The sequence below is a fragment of the Gordonia sp. 'Campus' genome (assembly GCF_022206305.1).
Lineage (GTDB): Bacteria > Actinomycetota > Actinomycetes > Mycobacteriales > Mycobacteriaceae > Gordonia.
The window spans coordinates 59249-80388 of sequence record NZ_JAKOIW010000009.1; the positions used below are offsets into that span (position 1 = coordinate 59249).

7 protein-coding genes are annotated in these 21140 nt (G+C 70.8%); 3 read left to right on the forward strand and 4 right to left on the reverse strand.

The window, feature by feature from the left end:
* Positions 1-106 precede the first annotated feature (106 nt).
* Positions 107-1006 (forward strand): type IV toxin-antitoxin system AbiEi family antitoxin domain-containing protein, encoded by a 900-nt coding sequence (locus MAY35_RS11720; RefSeq protein ID WP_238421469.1) that lies wholly within the window; start codon positions 107-109, stop codon positions 1004-1006.
* A gap of 62 nt (positions 1007-1068) precedes the next feature.
* On the opposite strand, the gene menE is transcribed toward MAY35_RS11720, so the two are convergent.
* From menE to MAY35_RS11740, 4 genes are read right to left on the reverse strand one after another with little or no spacing between them, the layout of a single operon-like run.
* Entirely contained in the window at positions 1069-2250 is a 1182-nt protein-coding gene (gene menE / locus MAY35_RS11725) for an o-succinylbenzoate--CoA ligase (protein ID WP_238421553.1), read from the reverse strand.
* Positions 2247-2564: a DUF3349 domain-containing protein gene (locus MAY35_RS11730; RefSeq protein WP_238421470.1), complete on the reverse strand. Its 318-nt coding sequence runs from the start codon at positions 2562-2564 to the stop codon at positions 2247-2249. Before MAY35_RS11730 ends, menE begins: the two co-directional genes overlap by 4 nt.
* A gap of 8 nt (positions 2565-2572) precedes the next feature.
* Complete coding sequence (locus MAY35_RS11735; RefSeq protein WP_238421471.1) at positions 2573-2854, reverse strand: hypothetical protein; 282 nt, start codon at positions 2852-2854, stop codon at positions 2573-2575.
* A 1-nt stretch (position 2855) separates the two neighbouring features.
* On the reverse strand, positions 2856-4133 hold the full coding sequence (locus MAY35_RS11740; protein ID WP_238421472.1) for an inorganic phosphate transporter: 1278 nt from the start codon (positions 4131-4133) through the stop codon (positions 2856-2858).
* Positions 4134-4275: 142 nt separating this feature from the next.
* Between MAY35_RS11740 and MAY35_RS11745 the strand changes: the two genes are divergently transcribed.
* Both MAY35_RS11745 and MAY35_RS11750 read left to right on the forward strand, forming a co-directional pair.
* Positions 4276-5340: an LLM class F420-dependent oxidoreductase gene (locus MAY35_RS11745; protein ID WP_238421473.1), complete on the forward strand. Its 1065-nt coding sequence runs from the start codon at positions 4276-4278 to the stop codon at positions 5338-5340.
* Positions 5341-6058: 718 nt separating this feature from the next.
* Positions 6059-21064, forward strand: coding sequence for a non-ribosomal peptide synthetase (locus MAY35_RS11750; RefSeq protein WP_238421474.1), 15006 nt, complete (start codon positions 6059-6061; stop codon positions 21062-21064).
* Positions 21065-21140 lie beyond the last annotated feature (76 nt).

Genomic DNA, 21140 nt, shown 5'->3' on the forward strand with positions numbered 1-21140 from the left:
CCACGGCGCCGTCGCCCCGCCGGCGCCGCGTGGGTGTCGCACTTCGTGTCGGTGGACGACACGAAGTGCGACGTCTGCCGGGCGGCCGGAACGCAGGGAACCGGCCATGGCGCGAATGCGTCTGAGTCCTGTGCGCCTGCCGACGAAACTCCGCGACCTCGCCCTCGACCGTGACGGTGTCCTGACCGCCGCGGATGCGCGTCTGCACGGACTGGACCGGTCAGCCGTGCGCCGTCGGGTCGACGCGGGGGAGTGGGTCCGGGTCCATCCACGGATCTACCGACTCGCCGACCACCCGGAGACCGATCGCACGCGAATCAGGATCGCGACGTTGTCGGTGGGACAGCACGCGGTTCTCTCCGGTCATGCGGCAGCCTGGTGGCTGGGCATCGTGGACGAGTGCCCCGCGACCACGATGGTCACCGCGCCGCGCGGGCGGCACGGCGCACCCGTGTCCGGTGTGCGGATCATCAACCGCGCCCTCGACGACGCCGACGTGCTGACCCGCCGGGACCTGCTCGTCACAGGCGTCGCGTTGTCGGCGCTGGAAGGTGCGGTCGAGAGCGGGGTGGAGGTCATCGACCACGCTCTGCAGAAGAAGCTGATCACCGTCGAGCGACTGGGCGAGGCGTACGAACGTCGACGCCGATGCCTCGGCGCCGCAGGCATGGCCCCGATGGTCGAGTTGTTGGAGTCCGGTGCGCGCTCCGCGGCCGAGCGCCTCGCCGTGACCGTTCTGCGCAACGGCGAGCTCGGGGGTTGGATGGCCAACCACCCGGTTGCCGGGTACGAAATCGATCTGGCCTTCGTGCGCGAGCGGGTCGCGGTGGAGATCGACGGCTTCGCGTTCCACCGCGACGCCACGACTTTCCAGCGTGACCGGACTCGCCGCAACGCTCTCATCGCCGACGGATGGACCGTCCTCAACTTCACCTGGGGCGACCTCCGCGACCGGCCCGAGTACGTGGTGGCGAGTGTCCGACAGGCGCTCGAGGTCGCGGCGTGATCGTAGGTGTCGCACTTCGTGTCGGTGGACGACACGAAACGCGACATCTGTCGGAGCAACCCCTACGTCGTCGAGCCGAACCTGTCCCGCAGGGCCCGACGGTCGTACTTGCCGGGGCCGCGCAGGGGGAGCGCGTCGACCTCGACGACGTCGCGCGGGGCGGCGTACCGATCGAGACGTTCGGTCACCGAACCGCGAATCCGGCTGACATCCAGCTGTTCTCCGGGGCGTACGACGACGAAGGCGACGACCTTCTCGCCCAGGCGGGCATCGGGGAGACCCACGACGGCGCATTCGGCGACTGCCGGGTCGTCGACGATCACGGCCTCGACCACCTGCGGTACGACGGTCAGGCCGCCGGTGGAGATGGCCTCGTCGGCTCGTCCGACGATGGTGAGCGTCCCGGTGTCGTCGACGGAGCCGAGATCATCGGTACGAAACCAGCCGGGCTCGGCGAAGGCGGGATGGTCGGGCCGGTACCGGTAGCCGTGGGCGACGACGGGCCCGCCGAGCATCACCCGGCCCACACCGTCGGGTGCGGGGTCGACGATCCGGACCTCGACGCCGTCGAGCGGGGTGCCGTCATAGACGCACCCGCCGGCGGTCTCGCTCATCCCGTAGGTCGCGACGATCGGCAGACCCTCGGCGAGTGCTCTGTCCTGCAGGGGTTTCGGGGTCGCCGCACCGCCGACGAGGATCGCGTCGAGACCGCGGGAGGCCGCCGTCGCGCCGGCGTGGTCGAGGACCTTGACGAGTTGGGTCGGTACCAGGGAGGTGTAGCGCCGCGGGCCGTCGAGGTCGGCGACCGCGCGTGCGTAGGACGCCGGATCGAAGCCGTCGGCCAGGTCGAGGGCGGCCGGGGTGTGTCCGGCGGCGAGCGCGCGCAGGAGAACCTGGAGTCCGGCGATGTGGTGCGGGGCGAGGGCCAGCAACCAGTTGCCGGGGCCGCCCAAACGCAGAGCGGTCGAACGCGCCGACGCCGCGAGGGTCGACGGCGAGTGCTGGGCGCCCTTGGGTGTGCCGGTCGATCCGGAGGTCGAGATGACGAGCGAGAACGCCTCGTCGATCGGCTCCCCTACCCCCAGAGCGGTCGCGAGTTGGGTTGCGGCACGGTCGGTTGCGGCACGGTCGGACTCGGGAACCGGGGCGTACGCCGACGCCCCGTCGAGGATGGCCCGGACGTCGTCGAGGCGGTCGACGACCGCCGGTGTGGAAGGCAGCGGCAGCGGGCGGAGGACCTTCAGGACGGCTCCCGACCGTCGTCGTCGAACGGCCAGCCGCGCGACGCCAGATGGTCGCGCACCCGCGCGATGTCGTCTTCGTGGGGCAGTTCCTGGGTGTAGCGGGTGATCTTCACCGCGGCATCGATCTTGGAGATGGGTTCGGGTGGGGGCGGGGACTCCCGCACCAACTCGACCGACACCCGCTCCACCTCGTCCTCGGTCAGCTGGCGGCGCAACAGCGCGACCAGGGGAATGTAGTCGCCCTGCGGGACGCCGTCCGGGTAACCGGCACGCAGCCAGTCCACGATCCTCTGCAGGAACGTCGGACGGTCCACGGGCGGCCTCACTTGTATCCGAAGGGGAAGATCTTGAACCCGGTGTAGTAGAAGATCGTCTGTCTGGTGATCCAGAGGATTCCGGTGAGGATCACCAGGATGACGACACCGAAGATCACATACGCCAGGGTCTTCAGCGCGGGATGCGGCTCCTGCGGGGTCCCGTCGGCGTTCTCGCCCCCGGACCCGAGGGTCTGCAGGCGGAGTCCGACCGCGAAGAGCGCGGGAAGGCCGGCTCCCAACAGTAGTCCGACGACCAGGACCTTGCCGATGGCTTCGACGGTCTCCATGTCAGACCGTCCGCTCGGGATCGCGTTCGATGATCTCCGCGGGGATGGTCGGCGGGACGGGCAGCGTGGATTCGGCGTCCCCGTCCCAGGCGTCCCCGTCCCAGGTGTCACCCTCCCAGGCGTCGTTGACGTTCTGGTGATCGACCTTGTTGCGCTGGGCCCGCCAGTACATGTAGCCCGACGCGACCACTAGCAGCGCGAAGATGATGACCGAACCGGTGACATCGCCGAAGAGGTGCGCGAGGTAGTAGCAGACGGCGCCGACGGCTCCGGCCGCCGGCAGCGTGGTCACCCAGGCGACGCCCATCCGGCTCGCGACCGACCAGCGGACATGGGCGCCCTTGCGTCCGAGGCCCGACCCCAGGATCGACCCGGTGGCGACCTGGGTGGTCGACAGCGCCATGCCGGCCGCGCTGGAGGTCAGGATGATGGCCGCCGACGACGCCTCGGCCGCCATCCCCTGCGGGGCGGTGATCTCCACGAGGCCCTTGCCGAGGGTGCGGATGATCCGCCAGCCGCCGAGGTAGGTGCCGATCGCGATCGCCGCGGCACAACTGAACACCACCCAGAAGGGGAGTCCGTGGCTCACGCTCGAGGCGTCGAGGTGCCCGGTCGCGATGAGGGCCATCGCGATCACGCCCATCGTCTTCTGCGCGTCGCCAGTGCCGTGGGCCAGTGAGACCAGCGACGCGGTCGCGACCTGGCCGTAGCGGAAGCCGTCCTCCTTCGCGCCGTCGGCGATGCGCCGGGTGATCACCAGGACCAGCCAGGTTCCGCATGCGGCGACGATGCACGCGATCACCGGCGCGAGCAGGGCCGGGATCAGGATCTTCGACGTGATCCCGGACCAGTTGATGCCGTCGACGCCGATGGCCGCGAGGCCCGACCCGATGAGGCCGCCGAACAGCGCGTGCGAGGAACTCGACGGCAGGCCGAACAACCAGGTGAGGAGATTCCAGAGGATTCCGCCGATCAGGCCGGCGAAGATGATCAGCAGCGCCGTCGTCGCCGACAGTCCGGCGACGAGTTCACCGGCATCGGGCCCGGACGTCTGCTGGATGTCGAGGACGTCCTTGGTGATCGTGGCCGCGACCTCGACGGACAAGAATGCGCCGACGAGGTTCAGGACCGCCGAGACGCCCACCGCGACCTTGGGCCGGAGCGCGCCCGTCGCGATGGAGGTGGCCATCGCGTTGCCGGTGTCGTGGAAGCCGTTGGTGAAGTCGAAGCCGAGGGCTGTGATCACCAACAGCACCAGGATCAGCATTTCGCCGCTCATGGCAACGATTGTCGGGTCTGGGGTCCGTAATCCCCAAAATCTCGTCGCGCTTTCGTTGCGATCCGGCCCCTGTGCAGGGAGGCTATCGTACGTTCAGCAGACCCCTCGGCAACCGCGCTTCTCTGTGGAAGAATCCGACGTCATGACATCGATGAAGCTGGGCATGCCGATCAACTACGCGGGCGACTTCCGCGAGACCATCAACAATCTCGCCGACTTCGAGGCGGCGGGTGTCGAGCGCATCGCGGTGCCGGAGGCCTACAGTTTCGACGCCGTCTCCCAGCTCGGTTACATCGCGGCGAAGACCGAGACGATGGAGTTGCAGACGGCGATCCTGCCGATGTACTCGCGTACCCCCACCAACCTGGCGATGACGGCGGCCGGCCTCGACTACATCAGCGGCGGGCGGGCGGTGCTCGGTATCGGCGCGTCCGGTCCGCAGGTGATCGAGGGCTTCCACGGCGTCAAGTACGACTACCCGCTGGGCCGCGCACGTGAGCACGCCGAGATCTGCCGGATGGTCTGGCGCCGCGAGAAGCTCAACTACCAGGGTAAGCACTACACCCTCCCGCTCGACGAGGAGCACGGTGGTTCCGGACTCGGCAAGCCGCTGAAGATCATCAACCACCCTGTGCGCGACAACATCCCGCTCCTCCTCGCCGCCATCGGGCCCAAGAACATCGAGCTCGCCGCCGAGATGTTCGATGAACTCCAGCCGATCCTGTTCCACCCCGAGCAGATCGACGCCGCCTTCGGTGAGTCCCTCGCGGCGGGCCGGGCCAAGCGCGATCCGTCGCTGGGCGAACTCGGCATCGTGGTGCAGTCCACCGCACGCATCTCCGACGACGCCGAGCAGATCGACAACGCCAAGCAACTCGTCCGCCATCACGCCGCGCTCTACATCGGTGGAATGGGCGCCCGCGGCAAGAACTTCTACAACCAGCTGGCCATCCGGTACGGGTACGCCGACGAGGCCAAGCTCATCCAGGACCTGTACCTCGACGGCAAGAAGATCGAGGCGGCCGCGGCGGTCCCCGAGGATCTCGTGAACTCGATGTCGCTGATCGGGTCCAAGTCCGAGGTCGCCGAGCGCGTTGCCGCATTCCGCGAAGCGGGGGTCACGTGCATCCTCGCCTCGCCCACCGCACCGACCCACGCCGAGCGGGTCACCGAGGTCGAGCAGCTGCGCGACATCTTCGGCAGCTGACCCACCCCCACCTTCTCTTCATCGACACGGCGGCCCTTCGGGGCCGCCGTGTCGTATTTGTGCAGACGGCTCGACCGCCGAATGTTCGGCGGCGGTGGTCATGCACAATTCCGAGACATTCACAAAAGTTCGACGGCTGTCCGAGACCGTGAATTCGGAGCTACGGCTATATGCGTTTTCGACGAATTCCCAGACGCGGCCCAATGCTTTTATCGTCGGCCGGCGAAATGGTCACAACGGTGCCCTCGCCCCGAGTTGTGGGCCGACTGGCCGTCCCATAGGCTCTTGGTATCCCGCTCGGCGCGCAACGGTATTCACGAGAATCGCCAGTGTGACGATGGTGCCGGGAAAAGGCTGTTCGTGCTGGTGAAGCGCATGTCAAAGAATGCGGGACACCGCGCGGGCGGTGGCCGGAACCCGGGTCATGCCGGATAAGGCGGATACCCGAGAACGCGGTACCGACGGAACAACCGGTGGGCGGACAAGAGGACGGCACATGGTGAGTGGTGAGGCAAGGCGTTGATTTCCTCGGCGCCCGCGTTTCGTTCATGTGGACGACGCATGCCCTTTTCCCGTATGCCGATCGAGTGCGAGACGGGAGCTCGCGCGCGCGTGAATCGATGGGTCAGGATGTCAGTTCGGGGACCGGGGGGAACAGACGGTCGGCCTGGCCCATGAGGTCGAGGCTCACCCGACCGGTGAGTGACGGACGGCGCGCATGAGCGAATCGTCGTCGACTCCCGGCACCTCCACACCCGGCACTGCCCGCCGGTTCGCACTGAGTGCGGCTCAGCGTTCGCTGTGGTTCACCCAGCAGGCCGCCCCCGACGTGCCGATCAACGTCGCGCAGTACGTCGAACTCGACGGCCCGATCGACGTCGAACTCTTCGTCCGTGCGACGAGCGCGGCGGTTCAGCGGGCACTGTTCACCCAGTTGCGGTTCGACGAGACCGACGACGGACTCGTCGGGGTCTACGACCCCGCCCTGCACTACTGGGCCGACATCATCGATCTCCGCGACCGGCCCGATCCGCGTGCGGTCGCCGAGGAGATGATGGCGCAGGACTATTCGCGCCCTCTGGATCCCCGCGTCGACCGCACCGCGCGCGGATGCCTCTTCCGGCTCGCCGACGACAAATCTCTCGTCTACAACCGCGGCCATCACCTCCTGTCGGACGGTATGGGCGGCAAGGACCGGATGGTCGAGGCACTCGCTGCCTACCATGCCGCGGTGACGGGGGAGCCCGCGCCGGCGCAGAAGCCGGTCGACCTGGATCTTCCGGCCCGCGCCGACGCCCAGTACCGCGAGTCCTCACGTTTCGGCACCGACCGCGCCTACTGGCGCGAGAACATGGCGGGCGTGGGCGTGGCCGCGACCCTCGCGCACCGGCCGGGCCGTCCGGCTGCGGTGGCCCGACGCGTCGCAGCCCAGGTGCCCGACCGGACGATGGCCGCGCTCCGCGACGTCGCGCAGCAGCAGTCGACGATTCTGCCGAACGTGATCGTCGCCGCCTTCGCCGCATACCTCGCGCGGGCCGCTGCTCAGGGTGACGAGGTCATCTTCCAATTCCCCGTGGCGGCACGCACGACCGCGGCACTGCGATCCACCCCGCTCCCGGTGGCGAACATCGTGCCCCTGCGCACGCGCGTCACCGCCGAGGCCACCGTCGCCGATGCCCTCCGTACGACGCAGACCGCCCTCATGGGGGCATTGCGGCACCAGCGTTTCCGCGGCGAGGACATCTGGGCCGATGTCGCCGCCGACGAGACCAGCGGCCGGACCCCGCGCACCGCAGCGCAGGAACGATCCGGGCCGATGCTCAACCTGATGCTCTTCGACCGCGAATTCCCCTGTGGCGAAGCGACAGCCACGTTCCACATCCTCACGGTCGGGCCGGCCGACGACCTGACCATCAACATCTACCCGGTCCCCGGCGAGGATCACCAGGCGTCACTCATGATCGGGGTCGAGGCCAATCCCCACCGCTACGACGCCGCCGAGGTCGCCGAGCATCACCGTCAGTTCCTGTCGATGCTCGACACCTTCACCGCCGCATTGCTGGATTCACCGGACACCCGCGTCGACGACCTGCCCCTCCGCGTCGACGCACCGGAAACCGTGTTGAATTCCGAAATCGGCTCTGCATCAACGGGTTCCGTTTCCGAAGTGCTTGCAGCGGCGGTCGCGCGTCATCGGGACCAGTCGGCCGCTGCCACCGAAGGCGCGGGGACGGAGACCTACGATCAGATGCACACGCGTGCACGCGATCTGGGTGCACGCCTGCGCACACTCGGGGCCCGGCCGGGTACCGTCGTCGGCGTCGCGCTCCGATCGCGCACCGACCGCATGCTCGCCTGGTGGGCGATCGCGGAGAGCGGCGCAGCCACGATCCTGACCGACCCCGATGCCCCGTCGATGAAGGCCGCACCACCCGCTGCGCGCCCTATGCTCGTCCTCGTCGACGACGGAACCCCGTCCGGTCCTCGTGCGGACGGGTTGTACACGCTCGCCGACATCGGCTCTGTGGCACCGAGTCCCGATCGCCGTCAGTCGGCAGCCGACGACATCGCCTGTCTCGTGGCCGACCCGGGCGGATCCGGCGGCCGGGGATCGATGATCGCGGTTCCGCAGCGGGCGGTCGCGACCCTCATCGCGCAGGGAGTCTTCGCCGACGCGACCCCGGGACCCGGTCACGGGAGACTCGCCGGGATCACACCACGCGGATCGTGGGCTGAGCACCTCGAATTCGCAGCGTGTGCCGCCACCGGATTCCGGCTGGTGGACCCGTCCGCCGAGTCCGCGACGCATGCCGTCGTCACCCCCGGACAGCTGCACGACCACGCCGTGTCGACTCTCGCCCCGAACGTGCTGGTCGTCGGATCCGATGCCGCGCCGGCCCCGATCGTGCAGCTCGCCGTCGGCCGGGACGTCCGCGCGCCCTACTGCCCGCGGGGAGTACTCGGTCCGTACACGTCGCCGGACCGGATCGCACCTGACGCCCCGCTCGATCGCCCGCTACCCGGCGGCGGGCCGCGACCGGGAGTCGACCTCGCGATCCTCGATCATCGGATGCGCCCGCTCCCCGCCGGGGTCACCGGCGACATCTACGTGGCCGGTTCCCTGTCGGCGCAGTGCTTTGCCGGCGAGGCCGGACGAACCGCGGCCGTGTTCGTCGCATGCCCCTGGCGTCCCGGTGAGCGGATGGTCGCCACCGGGGATCGTGGTCATCTGGATCCGGGTGGCGGGGGACTGGTCGTCGACCACCGCGCGGGAGAGGTGTCGACCGTCGGTGGTGTTCGTGTCGATCTGGCCGTTCTCGAACGTGCTGCCGCCGAGGTGGCGGGTGTCGCCCGGGCCGTGTCGGTCATCGCGGGCGGCGAGATCCACGTCGGCATCGTGCCGGTGGGAGCAGAGCCCGGTGGGTGCACGAAATCCGCGGACCGGCAACGGATTCGCGCATCGGTCCGGCGCCGGGTCGATGCCGAGCTGCCGACGGTCCTGTGGCCGAGGAGGGTGGCGATGCTGGACTCCCTGCCGCTCGACGCGTCCGGCGGAGTCGACCGCACGGCCGCCGCGGCGCTCATCGCGGCGGCCCCCGAGTCGCGTGCCGCGCACCGGCAACCGGAGACCGCCACCGAACGGGCCGTCGCCGACGCCGTGACGGACGTCCTGGGCGTTTCACAGCCGTCCATGGACGACGAGCTCGTGCAACTGGGGGCCACGTCGCTGGGCTTCATGCAGCTGGCCACCCACCTCGGCGAGACACTGCGCGTGGTGGTCAACGTTCGCGACCTCGCCGACGTCACGACCCTCGCGGAACTCGCCGCGGTCATCGAATCCGCTGCGCCGCGCAGTGTCTCGGCGTCTGGTGTGGTCCGCTGCCGCCCCACCCGTGCGCAGCAGCAGATCTGGCTCCTCAACCGCGCCGACAAGCACGCCACCGTCTATCACCTGGCGGTGCGACTCACGCTCGGCGAGGGCATCGCGGCCGACGTGGTCCGGGCGGCGCTGATCGACGTGGCAGCCAGGCACGAGGCCCTGCGCACGGTGTACCCGGATGTGGACGGGGAACCCCTGGCACACGTCCGCGGGGTCACCGAGGCACGGGCCGCCGCGCCGATCACCGGCGCCACACTGGATTCCGTGGGAACCGAGCTGGCCGTGTCGGCGCCCTTCGACCTCACGGTGGACGCTCCGTGGCGTGCGGTCGTCGACGCATCGGGCGAGCAGACCGAGGTCGTCCTGGTCGCCCACCACATCGCGATCGACGAGTGGTCCCTGCACATCGTGGTCGACGACTTCGCCACCGCGATACGCGCGCGGCGCGACGGTGACGAGCCGGTCTGGTCGACGGAAGCCGTCAGCGTCAGCGCGATGCTCGACGCCCGCAGACAGGGGGCGAGCCCGGCGGCCGAGGTCTTCTGGGCGAAGATGATGCGCGGCGCCCCCACCGGCATCTCGCTGCCGGAACCCGCCGTCCGCTCGCAGACCGGCCTCACCGCGGGGCCCGCGGTCTACCGGCACCGGCGCATCGGACGAGATGTCCGCGAACGCGCCACCGCCCGCGCCCGTGAGGCCGGCACCACCCTGAACACCCTGCTGTGCGTGGCACTGTCGTCCACCCTGGGGGAGTACGCCGACACCGACGACATCCTGCTCTCCATGCCGGTGTCCGGCCGGTTCACCACCGAGGAACTCCGCCCGGTGGGCATGTTCGTCGAGACGGTGCCGGTGCGGACCGTCGATGTCCGCCGCAGCCGTGTCACCGACGCCCTCGCGACGGTCGGGGAGGACCTCACGACGGCGATCGCGCACGCCGATGCCGGACCCACCGGTCTCGCCGACGTCATCTTCGCCTATCACGCAACCCGACCGGACCTCACGGGGTCGGCGGTGTTCGCCGCCGCGGAGCCGCTCCCGACCCATCAGGCGCGCACCGCCCTCGAGGTGACGGTGTTCGATGAGCAGGACGGTCTCACGGTCACGCTCACGATCGCCGAGCAACGCGTCGACGTGGCCGCGGCCGACGCGGTTCTCGAGCGCTTCATCGACACCGTCGCCGCTCTGGGATCGGTTGCGCCGGATGCGATCATCGCCCGGTGCAGCCCGGTCCCCGTCCACTCATCCGCGGACCGGCACGCCCGGCGGACCGCGCCGGTGGATCCGATCGAGGCCCTGCGGGACCATGCCCGGCGACGGCCCGACGCGATCGCGGTCATCGCCGGTGCGCACCGAGTGTCCTATCGGGAGCTCCTCGAACGTGCCGAGGGCATGGCACGCGAACTCCGGGACACCGGGGTGCGGCCCGGCGATCGGGTGGCACTGCTCACCGGGAACGGCGCCGACTCCGTGGTGGCCATCGTGGCGTCGCTCATCGCCGACGCGGTCTACGTGCCGATCGATCCGGACAGTCCGCGGTCGCGGATCGACCTGCAACTCGCCGCCACGTCGCCGGCCGCCATCGTCGACGCCGGACCGGTCATCTCACGCGGAGCGGGCCATGGTGTCGCACAGACCATTCCCGGCGGCGCCTACGTGATCCACACCTCCGGATCCACGGGCATCCCGAAGGCGGTGCTCGTGACGCGGGAGAACCTGGCCGCGATGCTCGGGGCGGCCTTGGGCGTCGTCGGGGCGACCCCGGACGACGTGTGGAGCCGGGTTCACTCGTATGCGTTCGACTTCTCCGTATGGGAAGTGTTGGGGGCGTTGGCGTCTGGCGGCAGCGTCGTCGACATGGATCTGGCGACTGTCCGCGACCCGGAGCTGCTGGCGGTGTCGATCGAACGGCACGGGGTCACCATCTGCTCCCAGACCCCCACCGCCTTCGCGACCCTCATCGATCCCACGCTGCGAGCGACCGGGCCGGCATCCCCGCTGCGGTCGTTACGGACGGTCGTGTTCGGGGGAGAGGCGCTGTCGCCCCGCACGTTACGCGCGTGGGCCGCGGACCACCCGGACACCCGCCTGGTCAACATGTACGGGATCACCGAGACAACGGTTCATCTCACCGCCGTCGACGTCGACGTCGACGACGAGCGCAGCCACATCGGCGGCCCGCTGGACGGGTGCGACGCGGTGGTGCTGGACCGGCAGTTGCGGCCGGTCCCGACCGGCGCCATCGGCGAGTTGTACGTGGTCGCCGACCAGGTCGCGCTGGGATACCACAATGCCCTCGGGCTCACGGCCACCCGATTCGTGGCGGACCCGGGCGGGTCGGGGCGGCGGATGTACCGCACGGGCGACCGCGTCCGCGAGATCGCCCCCGGCCGCCTGATCTATCTGGGGCGCAACGACGACCAGGTTCAGATCCGCGGGTATCGCATCGAACTCGGTGAGATCGGAGCAGTGCTCCGCGGTGTCCCCGGTGTCGGCGATGCCCGGGTGCTGGTCGAGCCCGGGGCGCACCCGGGTGACGAACGGCTGCTCGCGTTCGTCACCGAGGACGGGCTCGCCGACTTCGACGTCCTCGACGCCCTGAGTGAGGACGCGATCCTCGCAGCATGCGCCGAACGCCTACCCGCGCACATGATTCCGTCGCGCCTGGCCATCGTCGACGGCTGGCCGAGGACCTCCACCGGCAAACTCGACCGGGGTCGGCTCGTCGGCATGTTGGCCGCACCGCCCGCGTCGTCGACGAGGACTCTCACCGCGACCGAGCAGGCGGTGGCGGCGGCCATGGCGTCGGTCACCGGATCGGACCCCGCGGCTCCGGGCGCGGACACCGACTTCTTCGCCGCGGGCGGCACCTCGCTGTCGGCGGCGCGGCTCGTGGCGACGCTCGCCGGGATGGGGCACCGCATCACGGTCGCCGATGTCTTCGAGCAGCCGACGGTCGAAGGTCTCGCGGCGAGGGTGCGCCCCGCCGTCGATCCCTCGGGCGCAACCGTCCCGACCCTCGCGTCGACGCCGGACGACACCCAGATCCCCGTCGAGCTCCCGCTGACACCGGAGCAGATGGATCTGTGGCTCCGGTGGCGGACTCAACCGGAGTTCACCGGGTACCTGATGCCGTTCGCGATGCCGGTCGACGCGCCGGTCCACGACATCCGCCGCGCGCTGCGCGAGATCGTCACCCGCCACGACGCCCTCCGCACCGGTTTCCCGATGCGCGGTGCCCAACCGGTGCAGCACCGCTGGGACGTCGACGCCGTCGGCGCCCACCTCGATGCCGAACTGGCCGTCGAGGTGTATGTGTCGACCCCCGATGCCCTCCCGGTCGAACTCGACGCCCTCCTCGTCCCGATCGACCTCACCGCGGATCTGCCGTGGCGCGTTCGGCTCTGCCGGGTCGGCACGCAGACCTGGCTTCTCGTCGTCGCCCATCACATCGCGGTCGACGGCGAGACCTTCCCGATCCTGGCCTCGGAGTTCGACCAGGCGCTCGGTGGCGCGCTGCCACCGCCCGGCGACGTCGACTACCGGCGCTATTCGATGTGGCGGCAGGCGACGCTCGCGGCCACGCGCACCGATCTCGTCGCACACTGGACCGCAGCCTTCGCGCGCCCCGTCGAACGCCTGCGTCTGCCGGAGGTGAATCTGCAGGCGGCCACCGGCCCCGGTTCGACCGGAACCGATTCCGCCGGTGCCGATACCGCCCTCACCGTGCACCGGGCACATCGCTCGCTCGACGGCGCGACGACCCAGACCCTCGACGCCCTGGCACCGGCGCTGCGCAGCACTGCGTTCATCGTCGTGCACACCGCTCTCGCCGCGGTGCTGGCCCGTCAGGCCGACTCCGATGTCGTCACCATCGGCACCGCGCTGTCGGGTCGGATCGATCCCCGGCTCCTCGCCGTGCCCGGACTGTTCGCCCGTGCGGTCCCGCTGCACACACCGGTCGATCTCGACCTCCCGTTCGCCGACCTGGTCGCCTCCGTCACCGCGGTCGACCTGGGGGCGTTCGAGCACGCCGACCTGCCTCTGACCGAGATCACCGACATCGCCGACCCTGGCCGCGTGGGCGCGGGCGCGCCGCTGTTCGAGGTGTCCTTCGGCGCCGTTCCCGACGAGGTCGTCGCGGCCGCACTCGCGGAGGGCGACCCCTCGTCTGGGATGTCCTCGTCTGGGATGTCCTCGTCTGGGATGTCCTCGTCTGGGATGTCCTCGTCTGGGGTGCCGCTGGCGTTCGGGGTGCCCCTGTTCGGAATCGACGTGTCGATGTATCGCCGGAACGGCCGGCTGCACCTGACGATGGCCTGCACCGACGAGGTGGCGGGTGCCGCGCGACTCGACGCGCTGTGCGATCTGGTCGTCGAGACCCTCGGCCGCGGCGTCGCGGAGCCGACCCGGCCGACGGTCGAGGTGCTCGCGCCCGGCGGGCCGGACGGTGTCGAGCTCTTTCGCGACAACGATGGCGGTCCCGTCGACGGTCATCGCGTCGAGACGCTCGACGTCCTGCTGACCGCGGGTCTCGGTCGGCGCCCGGACGTGCCGGCGATCATCGACCGTCGGTATGAGATCCCGGGGCACGGGCCGGTTGTCGACAACGCCGGATTCGACCGGCTCTCGACGGTCGCGGCGCGTGCGCTGATCGAGCTGGGGATCGGTCCGGGAGACGTGGTCGTGGCCCTGCTGCCGCGTTCGGTGTTCGGCGTCATCGCCACGACGGCGGCCGCACGCGCCGGGGCGGCGTTCGTCAACCTCGATCCCGCCGACCCGGCGGAACGGCGCCGGATGATCATCGGCCGGTGCCGGCCCCGTGCGGTGTTCACCCTGGCCGGGGTGGCCGAGGCGGGGACGGACCCGGGTGTCCCGGTCCTGGCTCTCGACCGGCTGCTCGGCGCTCCCGACGAATCCGTCGCAGCCGCTGCGGTGTTCGATCCCGCCGAACGAGTGCGTCCGGTGTCGCCCGACGACGTCGCCTACATCACCTTCACCTCTGGTACGACGGGTGTGCCGAAGGGGGTCGAGGTCACCCATCGTGGCCTGGCGGGCTGGGCGCGCGACACCGCCGAACGCCTCCGGCTCGAACCGTCGGATCGGGTGATGCACACCTATGCAACGGGTTTCGACGCCCACCTGATGGGGGTGGTCCCGCCGCTGCTGGCCGGGGCGACGATCGTCCTGTGCCCGCCCGAGGTCATCGCCGCCGACGAACTCGCCGCGGAGGTCGACGACGAGCGGGTGACCGTGTTGCTGACCACCCCGTCGGTGCTGGCCACGATGAATCCCGACGAGCTGGGCCGCGTCCGGCACGTCGCGGTCGGCGGCGAGCCGCTGGGCGCCGGCCTGGTACGCGAATGGACCCGGCTGCACACCCTGAGCAACGAGTACGGCCCGACCGAGGCGACCGTCGCGGCGGGCAGTGCCCGGTATGCACAGGGCGGCGCCGCGTTCGATGGCACCGTCCACATCGGACATCCGCTGGCGGGCGTCGTCGTGCACGTGCTCGACCGTGCGCTGCGCCCTGTTCCCGACCACACCGTCGGAGAGCTGTACCTCGCCGGGAACTGCCTCGCGCGTGGATATCTCGACGATCCCGCGACCACCGCCCGCGCCTTCGTCGCCGATCGCGCCGGCCGTCGGATGTACCGGACCGGCGACCTGGTCCACCGGCGCGGCGACGGCACCTTCGTCATCCACGGCCGTACCGACGACCAGGTGAAGATCCGCGGCGTTCGCCTCGAGCCCGCGGAGGTCGACGCCGCGCTCTCCGGCCTGCCCGGCGTCGCCACCTCGGTGACGGCTGCGCGGACCACTCCCGCGGGCGAGAAGATCCTCGTGTCGTGGGTGGTTCCCGAATCCGGTCGCCTCGACCACGACCGGGCGACCGGCCGGCGCGGGGTTCTCGCGGAACTGCCCGCTCAGCTGGCACACCTGTTGCCGCGCAGCATGATCCCGACCGCCATCGTGCCGGTCTCGGCGCTCCCGACGGGACGTAACGGCAAGATCGACGTCGCCGCGCTACCCGACCCCGAGTTCGCCGGAACGACAACCGGTTCGGGTGCCGAGGTGGGACGACCGCTGTCGGGGGCCACCGAGGAGCTCGTGGCCGCCGTGTGGGCCGAGGTCCTCGAGCGGCCGGTCGAGTCGATGAGCGCCGACTCCGACTTCTTCGCCGAGGGGGGTACGTCGCTGTCGGCGACACAGGTGACGTCCCGATTGTCGTCGGCCACCGGGTCCGACATCGGGGTGCGCACCTTGTTCGAGGCCCGGACGGTGGCGCGGGTCGCGCAGCGCGTCGACGAGATGCTCGCGGACGCCGCTCCGCGGGAACAGGATTCGTCACCGGTCCCGACGAGGCTCCCGGTGCCCGAACACCTCCCGCTCGCATACCCGCAGCGCCGGATGTGGATTCATCACCACTTCGATCCGCAGTCGACCGCCTACCACGTACCCGTGGTGCTGCGCATCACCGGCCGGGTCGACCTCGCGCGCCTGCGCAAGGCCGTCGACGAGGTCGTCGCCGCCCACGCGGTACTCCGCACCGTCTACCCGGACTCGCCGGCCGGTCCGGTCCAGCGCCGCATCGAACACCGCAGCCCCGTGCTGCGACACCGGGTCGTCGACGCCGCGGACGGGCCCGACGGACTCCGGCGGCAGGTTCTCGACCACCTTCGGCGGCCGTTCGATCTGGAGAACGAGACCGGTTTCCGCGCAACGGTCTTCGAGCTCGACTCGGCCGAGGAGCCGGACACGCACCTCGCGGCGGTGCTGCATCACATCGCGATCGACGGCTGGTCCATCCGGGTGCTGCTGGCCGACCTCATCCGCGCCTATGACGGCGAGCGACTGTCGGTACCCGCCGACGAGGCGTTCACCTATGCCGACTTCACGCAGTGGCAGATCGCGCGCCTGGGTGACCCGTCCGACCCCGGCAGCAGGCATGCGCGCGAGTTGCGGTTCTGGACCTCGACCCTGGCCGGTGCACCCGACCCAGTCCGGCTCCCGGGTCGCCGGGACGTCGACCCGACCGGTGAGACGGGCCGGATCTCGGCCTCGCTGGACGGGACCGGGCCGCTGCACCAGGCCGCGAAGACGCTGTCGGCAACGGTGTTCCAGGTGGCTCACGCCGCCCTCGCCACCGTCGTCGGACAGTGGACGGGGCAGTGGGACACCGTGATCGGCGTGCCGGTGCACGGTCGCCACGCGCCCGAGTGGGAATCCGTGGTCGGCATGTTCGTCAACACCGTCGCCCTGCGGACCCGGCTGCGTCCCGACGCGCCGATCCGCGAGGTCATCGAGCAGGCGCGCGATGTGGCGCTCGCCGCCCAACCCCACAGCGACGTCCCCTACGAGGACGTCGCCCGCACGGTCCGCCCCGGCGCCCGCGAGGGCGGGGATCCGCTGATCTCGGTGCTCCTGGTGAACCAGGACGTCGTGCCACAGTCCTCGGGTGAGGTCACGCTCTCGGGACCCGTGGCGACGCTCGTGCCGGAGGTGACGGCGACCGTCGACGCGAAGTTCGACGTCGAGGTGGTGCTCGCCGAACACGACGACGAACTGCACATCACCGTGGTGCACTCGGGCCACATCCCCGGCGACGTCGCACAGGCTCTGCTCGACGACTTCCGCGCCATGTTGACGGCGGTGGGTGAGGACACCGAACGTCCCTTCCCCGCATTGTCGGGCCACGGCACCCCGGCGGAGACCTCCGGCCGGTCGACGCCGTCGACCGAGCCGCAGGCGGACCCGGCGGACTGGGCCTCGCTCGTCCCCGCGATCACGGCGATCATGACCGAAGTCCTCGAATCACCGGACCCCCCTCCCGCACACCCTGCCGTTGCGCCCGACGACGACTTCTTCGTCCTGGGTGGGACCTCGCTGTCGGCCACCCGCGTCACCTCCGCGCTCGGACGGCGTCTGGGCCGTCGTATCCCGACCCGACTGCTGTTCGAGAATCCGACTCCCGCCGCACTGGCGCGGGCGGTGCACGATCTCGAACCGGAGGCCGACGACACCACCCCAGCCGACACCACCCCAGCCGGAGCCGTCGCGGCCGAGCCCGGCGATACCGGGCCGGTCGGCGAGGGCGAACCCCTGGCACCCACGCAGCGTCGGATGTGGGTCGGCGCGCAGATGCTCGGCGAGGTGCCGATCTACGCGGTCCCCGTCGCGGTGCCGGTGCCCGCAGGGGTCGACGAATCCGAGATCGACACCGCGATAGAGGTTCTCGTCGCGCGGCACTCGGCTCTGCGCACGCGCTACCTCGCCACACCGGCGGGGCCCCGGCAAGTCGTCGTCGACGGCTGGAGCCCGCGGGTGCGGCGCGTGAGCGGAACGGATCTGGCCCAGCCGGGTGGCCTCTCCGCGTTGTCGGTGCCCTTCGACCTGACCGGCGATCCGCCGGTCCGGGTCTGGGTCGTGGTCGACGGTTCCGGTGCCGGTGACGCGGCACCGGTGGCCGTGGTCCTCGTCGCCCATCACATCGCCATGGACGGGGAATCCGCGACGATCGTCGACCATGAGCTGCGATCACTGCTCGCCGGCAACGAACTCGACTCCGCGCCCACCGGTTTCGAGGTGGTCGCCCGTCGGATGGTCGCCGAGGAGGAGCGGTCACGTCCGCAGCTGCTCGACCACTGGCGGCGCTCGCTCGACGGGTACAGCGGCGAGCTCGACCTCGCGCAACGCCGGCCCGCGGCTCGGGACCTCCGCACCGCGATGACCGAGTATCCGGTACGCGGGGACGCGGCACAGGCGGTGTCGGCGGCCGCCCGCCGCGCGCAGGCCAGCGAATTCCACGTCCTGCACGCCGCCACGGTCCTGGCACTCGCGGCCCAGTCCGGGGCCGACGACATCGCGCTCGCCACCCCGGCATCGATGCGCCGCGACACCGATACCGCGCGCACGGTGGGCATGCTGATCTCGACCGTCGTCCTGCGGACCAGGATCGTCGCCGGCACCACCGTCGGCGAGTTCATCGCGCGCGTACGGGACGACGACCTCGCCGCGCTCGATCACGCCGCGATCGCCTTCGACGACGTGGTCGCACTCATCGACCCGCCGCGGATGCCTGGTCGTCATCCGCTCGTGCAGGTCGCGTTCTCGGTCGCCCAGACGCCGGTGCCGGACAGCCCGGTGGCGCCCGACCCGATGACGCAGGGGCCGGACGTCGCCCGGGTCGACATCGTCGACCCGGTTGACGCGGTCGACACGGTCGACTGGATGACGCCGCGGAGCGAGTTCGATCTGCACGTCGTCGCGGTGCCGGACGAGGACGGTTGGCGCCTGCAGCTCCACCATGCCCGGGAGCTGTTCGACGACAGCGTGATCCGCGGCCTCGGCGAGCGGCTGCTCGCCGCGGTCGAGGCGGTGACCGGTGATCCAGGGCGGCGCGTGGCGGCGGTCGAACCCCTCACGGTCGCCGAGCGTCGCTTCGTCACCGACCGTGCGCGGGCCGCGGCGCCGACTGGCGCCGAGCCCCTGCTGGCCGAGCTCTTCGCCGAGGCCGCCGCCGCATACCCGGATCGCCCGGCCATCGCCGACGGCGTCCGCACCCTCACCTACCGCCGACTCGACGCCTGGATCTCGGTCACGGCGCGGAGCCTGCGGGCGCGGGGGCTCGGTGTCGGGGACGCGGTGGCCGTCGTGGTTCCGCGGTCGATCGAGTCGGTTGTCGCGATCTGGGCGGTCAGCCGCATCGGCGGGGTGTGCGTGCCGGTCGACGTCACCTACCCGAGCGCGCGGATCGACCATGTCGTCGCCGGAGCGCGCGCGAGCGTGATCACCGAGGCGGACATCCCCGTCGAACCCATCGAACCGGTTGTGCCGGAACCGGTCACGGTCGTGCCGCGGGACTCGCTGGCCTACATCATCACCACCTCGGGTACGACCGGCACACCGAACATCGTCGGCGTCACCCATCGAGGTGTCCATCGGGTGGCCTCGCTCGGCGACGTCGAACCCTCCGACCGGGTGGGCATGGCCATCAGTCCCGGCTTCGACGCCACGCTGCACGACATGCTCCTGCCGCTGGCTGCAGGCGCGACGCTGGTGGTCGTGCCCGCGGCGATCGCGGGCGGCACCGAACTCACCCGTTTCCTGGACCGGACCGCTGTCAGCGTGTTCACCGCGACCCCGTCGGTCATGCGTACCCTGCGGCCGGCCGGGATCGGCGCGCTGCGGCTGGTCTACATCGGCGGGGAGGCCCTCGCCGAGGACCTCGCGGCGGCATGGGCGGACCATGCGCAGGTCCTCAACATCTACGGGCCCACCGAGACGACGGTGACGGTCTCCACCAGCGCCTTCCGCCGCGGCGAGCCGATCCGTCTCGGACACCCGCGCCCCGGGATCGGCGCCGAGGTGCTCGATCCACAGCTGCGTCATGTCCCGCCGGGAGTGGTCGGCGAGCTCTACATCGCCGGGACCGGCGTCGCCCGCGGCTATCTCGGGGCTCCGGCACTCACCGCGGCCACGTTCGTCGCGGGGCCCGACGGGAAGCGTCGATACCGTACCGGCGACCTGGTGCGTTGGGATCGCGAGACGGGACAGCTGGTCTACCTCGGCCGCGCCGACCGTCAGGTCAAGATCCGCGGGCAGCGCGTCGAGCCCGCCGAGATCGACGCCGTCCTCGTCCGGGCTGGGGCGCAGCGCAGCGCGACCGTGCTCCGCCGGGGCCCGGCCGGGGATGCCCTCGTCTCCTACGTGGTGTCGCCGACGACATCGATCGCGGATCTGATCGCGGCCTGCCGCGCCCGGCTGCCGCGCCACATGGTCCCGAGTCGCATCGTCGAGATGACCGACCTGCCGCGCAGCGGGGCGGGCAAGATAGACGAGAAACGTCTGCCGGAGCCGGTGTGGTCGGAGTCGATGCGCGACCCGGAGACCCCGTTGGAGGCCGCTGTTCTCGACGCCTTCCGCGCCGTCCTTGGGGAGACCGGCGAAACGCCGAACGGCGGTGTCCGGGTCGGCATGGACGACGACTTCTTCGCCGCGGGCGGCAATTCGCTCGCGCTGCTGCAACTGCGCGATGAACTCGAGCGCCGTACCGGCCGGATCGTGGCCGGGGCGGACCTGTTCACCCATCGCACCCCGGCCGACATCGCCGGACTGCTGACGTCGGGGGTGTCCGTCGGTGCCGAACATCGGGTCGTGCCGCTGTCACCGGCGCGCGGGACCGCCGGCGCCGTGGACACGACGGTCTGGTGTGTGCACACCGCGACCGGTCTCGCCGAACCGCTTCGCCCCCTCGGTGACTCGCTCCGGACCGCAACGGTGTTCGGGTTGCAGTTGCCCGAACTCGTGCTCGCGGACCGGGACATGCCGCGGACCGTCGAGGACATCGCCGCCCTCCACGTCGAGGCGATCCGGCATACCCAACCGACTGGTCCCTACCGCTTGGTCGGTTGGTCGGTGGGCGGTCTGCTGGCGCACGAGATCGCCCGGCAGCTGGTCGATTCGGGCGCGCGCGTGGCCCAGCTGGTCCTGCTCGACGCCCGCACCCCCGCCGAGCTCGCGTCCGTGGGCGACGACGAACTGCGCGTCGGCGACCATCCGCTGCGCGCGCTCGCCGAACGCTTCGACCCGCTCGCGGTGCAGCGCTTCGAGGACCGTTCGGCCGCGCTGGCCGCGGCCGCCCGCGCCTACGATCTCCGGCCCGTCGTCGCCGACGAGATCGTGTACGTCGCCGCCGAGGACAATCCGGCCCCGCAACGCTGGGCGGAGGCCGTCGGGAACGGACCGGGCGTCGAGGTGATGGCGGTCGACGTGACGCACGCAGACCTGGGACGGCCAGAAGTGTTGGCGCGGATAGCCCGCAGAATCGAGGAGGAATGGTGATCGAACCCCACCGGCCGGTGTCCCGACCACACAGTGAGCAGGCCGACCGGCCCGGAGCCCATCGGCGGGCGGACAC

Excerpts from the sequence above, each read along its gene's own strand:
- MAY35_RS11720 (WP_238421469.1), top strand. The coding sequence starts at position 107 with ATGGCGCGAATGCGTCTGAGTCCTGTGCGCCTGCCGACGAAACTCCGC.
- MAY35_RS11735 (WP_238421471.1), bottom strand. The coding sequence starts at position 2,854 with ATGGAGACCGTCGAAGCCATCGGCAAGGTCCTGGTCGTCGGACTACTG.
- MAY35_RS11740 (WP_238421472.1), bottom strand. The coding sequence starts at position 4,133 with ATGAGCGGCGAAATGCTGATCCTGGTGCTGTTGGTGATCACAGCCCTC.
- MAY35_RS11745 (WP_238421473.1), top strand. The coding sequence starts at position 4,276 with ATGACATCGATGAAGCTGGGCATGCCGATCAACTACGCGGGCGACTTC.
- MAY35_RS11750 (WP_238421474.1), top strand. The coding sequence starts at position 6,059 with ATGAGCGAATCGTCGTCGACTCCCGGCACCTCCACACCCGGCACTGCC.